General features: G+C 72.8%; 4 protein-coding genes. 1 reads left to right on the top strand and 3 read right to left on the bottom strand.

Annotated elements, in window-relative coordinates; genetic code table 11:
• A partial coding sequence (locus C1I92_RS32715) for a discoidin domain-containing protein (protein ID WP_146605380.1) occupies positions 1-353 on the top strand: 353 nt, incomplete at its 5' end.
• A gap of 177 nt (positions 354-530) precedes the next feature.
• Here the strand turns inward: C1I92_RS32715 and C1I92_RS32710 are convergent.
• From C1I92_RS32710 to C1I92_RS32700, 3 genes are all read right to left on the bottom strand, one after another.
• Positions 531-1,805: a sulfatase-like hydrolase/transferase gene (locus tag C1I92_RS32710; RefSeq protein WP_111258802.1), complete on the bottom strand. Its 1,275-nt coding sequence runs from the start codon at positions 1,803-1,805 to the stop codon at positions 531-533.
• The gene (locus C1I92_RS32705) at positions 1,802-3,613 is read right to left on the bottom strand and encodes a glycoside hydrolase family 2 protein (protein ID WP_111258801.1); all 1,812 of its coding nucleotides are present in this window, start codon (positions 3,611-3,613) and stop codon (positions 1,802-1,804) included. The genes C1I92_RS32710 and C1I92_RS32705 overlap by 4 nt, the downstream gene beginning before the upstream one ends.
• Positions 3,614-3,617: 4 nt before the next feature.
• Positions 3,618-3,902 (bottom strand): glycosyl hydrolase-related protein (locus C1I92_RS32700; RefSeq protein WP_146605379.1); only part of this gene is annotated, 285 nt, incomplete at its 5' end.

Genomic DNA, 3,902 nt, shown 5'->3' with positions numbered 1-3,902 from the left:
GCGGGTCGGCGGGCGGGGCGATCGACGGCAACACGGGCACCCGCTGGGCGACCGGGACGTCGCAGGTGAACGGCCAGTGGTTCCAGGTCGACATGGGCGCGCTGCGCTCCGTCGGCCAGGTCACCATCCAGACCCGCGACGGCGACCGGTGGGACTACCCGCGCGGCTTCGAGCTGCAGGTGTCCACGACCGGCTCCTCGTGGACGACGGTGGCCAGCGGGCCGGGCTTCGGCTGGAAGCGGCCGATCACGTTCGACACCGTCACTGCGCGCTACCTCCGGATCGTGCAGACCGGGTCGGCGCCGGAGTGGTGGTCGATCGGTGAGCTGACGGCCTACACGGCGGCGCCGTAGCGGGCTGCCGCGGCGGGAGCAGCCGCGCCCGGCAGGCCGGCGCGGCTGCTCCCGCTCCTAGGTCCTGGTCTGCGCGACGAACGCCTCGGGGTGCTCGTGGCCGGCGACGTCGTTCTGCGCCGATCGGCATGCCGCCGTGCAGCACGGTGTCCACTGTGGCCCGGCCCGACGGGACCGTCAACCGGCTCGGGCCCAGGCGAGCAGCTCGGCCAGCATCGCGCCGAAGCGTTCCGGCTCAGCGGCGGCGAGGTCGTGCCGCTCGCCGGGGTCGGTCGGCAGGTGGTAGAGCGCGGCCGGCGCCGCGACCTCCGGGCCCATCGCCTCGCGGGCGCCGAGCACGATCTTCCAGTCGCCGGACCGGGCGGCCAGCTGGGTCGCGTAGTCCCAGCCGATCCAGCGCGGCTCGGCCTCCGACCCAGCGGCCAGCGACGGCAGCAGCGAGACGCCGTCGTGGTCGCCGTCCGGCGGCGGCGAGCCGTCGACGGCGTGCAGGAGGGTCGGAACGAGGTCCATCATGGCGCCGACGCCGGCGAACTCGGCGCCGGCCGGGAGGCGCCGCGGCCAGGAGACCAGCGACGGCACCCGCACGCCGCCCTCGAACACCGAGCCCTTGGCGCCGCGCAGGCCGCCGGCCGAGCCGCCGCGGTAGGCGATCTCGTCCCCGTTGAGCCAGTTGCGCTCCTCCGTCGACGGGCCGTTGTCGGAGGAGAAGAAGACGATCGTGTCGTCGCGCAGGCCGAGCCGGTCCAGCGTGTCGAGCAGCAGCCCGACGCCGTCGTCCATGGCCTTGATCATCGCGGCCATGATCCGCCGGTCCGGCGGCAGGTGCCGGAACTGGTCGACGTACGAGGCGGGCGCGTGCAGCGGGTAGTGCGGCGCGTTGAACGGGACGTAGCAGAGAAAGGGCCGGTCGCCACACGACTCGATGAACGACGCCGCCCGCTGGGCCAGCAGCGTCGTGAGGTACTCCCCGTCGGACCACACTTCGTCCTCGTCCGCCCACAGGTCGTGCGTCGGGTTCGTCGCGCCCCAGTAGTAGATGTGCGAGTAGTAGTCGACGCAGCCGGCACGGAAGCCGAAGTGGGTGTCGAAGCCGCGCTCCAGCGGGCCGTACGACGGCTCCACACCGAGGTGCCACTTGCCGAAGATGCCGGTGCGGTAGCCGCGGTCGCGCAGCTCCGACGCCAGCGTCGGCTGCGGCGGCAGCCCGACGGTGTCACGCGAGCCGGCCAGGATGTTCTCCACGCCCGCCCGCGCCGGATACCGCCCGGTCAGCAGCGACGCCCGCGACGGCGAGCAGACCGGCGAGTTCGAGTACCACTGGCTCAGCCTCAGGCCGGACGCGCACAACGCGTCCAGCGCCGGGGTGTCCAGGTCGTCCGCGCCGAAGCAGCCGAGGTCGCCGTAGCCGAGGTCGTCGGCGTAGATGACGACGACGTTGGGCGCCGTCACGCCTGCTCGATCGCGGCCGGCCTGGCCTGCGCGGCCCGGATGCGCGCGAGGTCGAACTTCGCCGACCGGTCGAAGCCGTACAGCCCGTTCTGCTCCTGGAACACGTCGGTGAGCTGCGTGTAGCAGTAGCCGAACATGTCCGGGTGGTCCAGCAGCGCGCCGACCAGCCCCTCGAAGCGGACGTAGAACTCCTCCAGGTCGCGCACCCGGTCGCCGTAGCCCCACGACTCGCGCATCGACTGCGGCCGGCCCGCCTCGGCCGGGTTCCACCAGATGCCGCCGAACTCGCTGACGAAGAACGGCTGTCCCCGGTACGCGATCGACCACGACTCGCCCGTGCTGTCGGCCCGGTTGACGTACGGGTCGCCGTCGGCGAGGCGCGCGTAGTTCGCCGCGAACAGCACCGGGTCCTGCTCGTAGTCGTGGCTGTCGAAGATGTCGGAGTCGGCGACGCGGTGCGCGTACCCGGACGTGTCCAGCACCGGTCGCGACGTGTCGAACGCCTTCGTGGCCAGGAACATCGCCCGGGTGACGTCGTCGAGCGCGGTGATGCGGTCGCCGTAGGCCTGCCAGGTCTCGTTCAGCGGGCACCAGCCGACGATCGACGGGTGTGAGTAGTCGCGCTCCAGCACCTCCAGCCACTCCTGGACGTAGGACGCGTCGGGCTGCTGGTTCGTCGTCTCCCCCTGGCCGGTGTTGCAGCCCCAGTCGCCGAACTCGCCCCAGACGAGATAGCCGAGCCGGTCTGCGTGGTACAGGAACCGCTCCTCGAACACCTTCTGGTGCAGCCGCGCCCCGTTGAATCCCGCGGCCAGCGCGAGCTCGATGTCGCGGACGAGGTCGGCGTCGGACGGCGCGGTCATCAGGCCGTCCGGGTAGTAGCCCTGGTCCAGGACGAGGCGCTGGAACACGACGTCGCCGTTGAGCCGGACCTGCCTGCCGGTGATCGCGACGCTGCGCAGCCCCGCGTACGAGTCCACCTCGTCCACCACGTCGCCGCCGGCGGAGCGCAACTCGAACCGCAGGTCATACAAGAACGGGTTGGCCTGCGACCAGAGCCGCCGCCCCTCGGGCAGGGCGAGGGTCAGCCGAGGCGCGAGGTCGAGGTCGGCCCGCACCTCGGCGCTGACGACCTCGCCGGCGGCGTCGGAGACGGTGACGCGGACGGCGCCGCCGGGCAGGTTCGCCGTCAGCGGCACCTCGACGTCGAACGAGCCGGCGGCGACATTGGGCGTGATCCGGGGACGGCGCAGCGCGACCGGCGGCACCGGCTCCAGCCACACCGTCTGCCAGATCCCGGTCGTCCGCCAGTACAGCGCCGCCCGCGGCGTGTGCTCGCGCGACTGCTTGCCGCGGGCCTGCGGCGCGTGCGGCTCGTCCCGGGCCCGCACGACCAGCGGCACCTCGGCGCCGGGCGGCGCGGCGTCGGTGATGTCGACGGTGAACCCGGAGAACCCGCCGCGGTGCCGGCCCACCTGCACGCCGCCGACCCAGACCGTGGCGTCGTGGTCGACGGCGCCGAAGTGCAGCAGCACCCGCTGGCCGGCCCAGTCGTCCGGGACCCGGATCGTGCGCCGGTACCAGACGGCGTGCAGGAAGTCGCGGTCGCCGATGCCGGACAGCGTCGTCTCCGGCGCGAACGGCACCAGGATCTCGTCGCGCAGCGGGGTGTCGAGCAGGCCGCGCTCCAGTCCGCTGTCGCCGCGGTCGATCTCGAACTCCCAGCGGCCGTTCAGGTTCAGCCAGCGCTCGCGCCGGAACTGCGGCCGCGGGTACTCCGGGCGGGGCAGGGTGTCGTCGTAGGGCACGGGTCTACCTTTCCAAACCAGTGAAGCGCAGCGTCAGCAGCTCGAACGGGCGCAGGGTGAGCTCGGCGCCGGCGATCGCCTCGCTCGGCACCGGGCGCTCCAGCAGGTCGGTCGCGACCACCTCGGTGAACTGGAACGACGTGGTCAGCGTCGCCTTCGAGCGGTTGCCGTGCGCCTCGTACAGCCGCACGACGAGGTCGCCGGAACGGTCCTCGGCCAGCTTGACCGACTCGACGACGATCGCCGGATCGCTCACGGCCAGCAGCGGCTGGACCGGCGTGCCGCGGGT

Origin of the sequence: Jiangella anatolica, from assembly GCF_003236295.1 — a bacterium.
In the GTDB taxonomy this organism is placed as follows: domain Bacteria; phylum Actinomycetota; class Actinomycetes; order Jiangellales; family Jiangellaceae; genus Jiangella; species Jiangella anatolica.
Note: the sequence above shows the minus strand (reverse complement) of the source record. Positions and strands in the feature narration are given on the sequence as shown.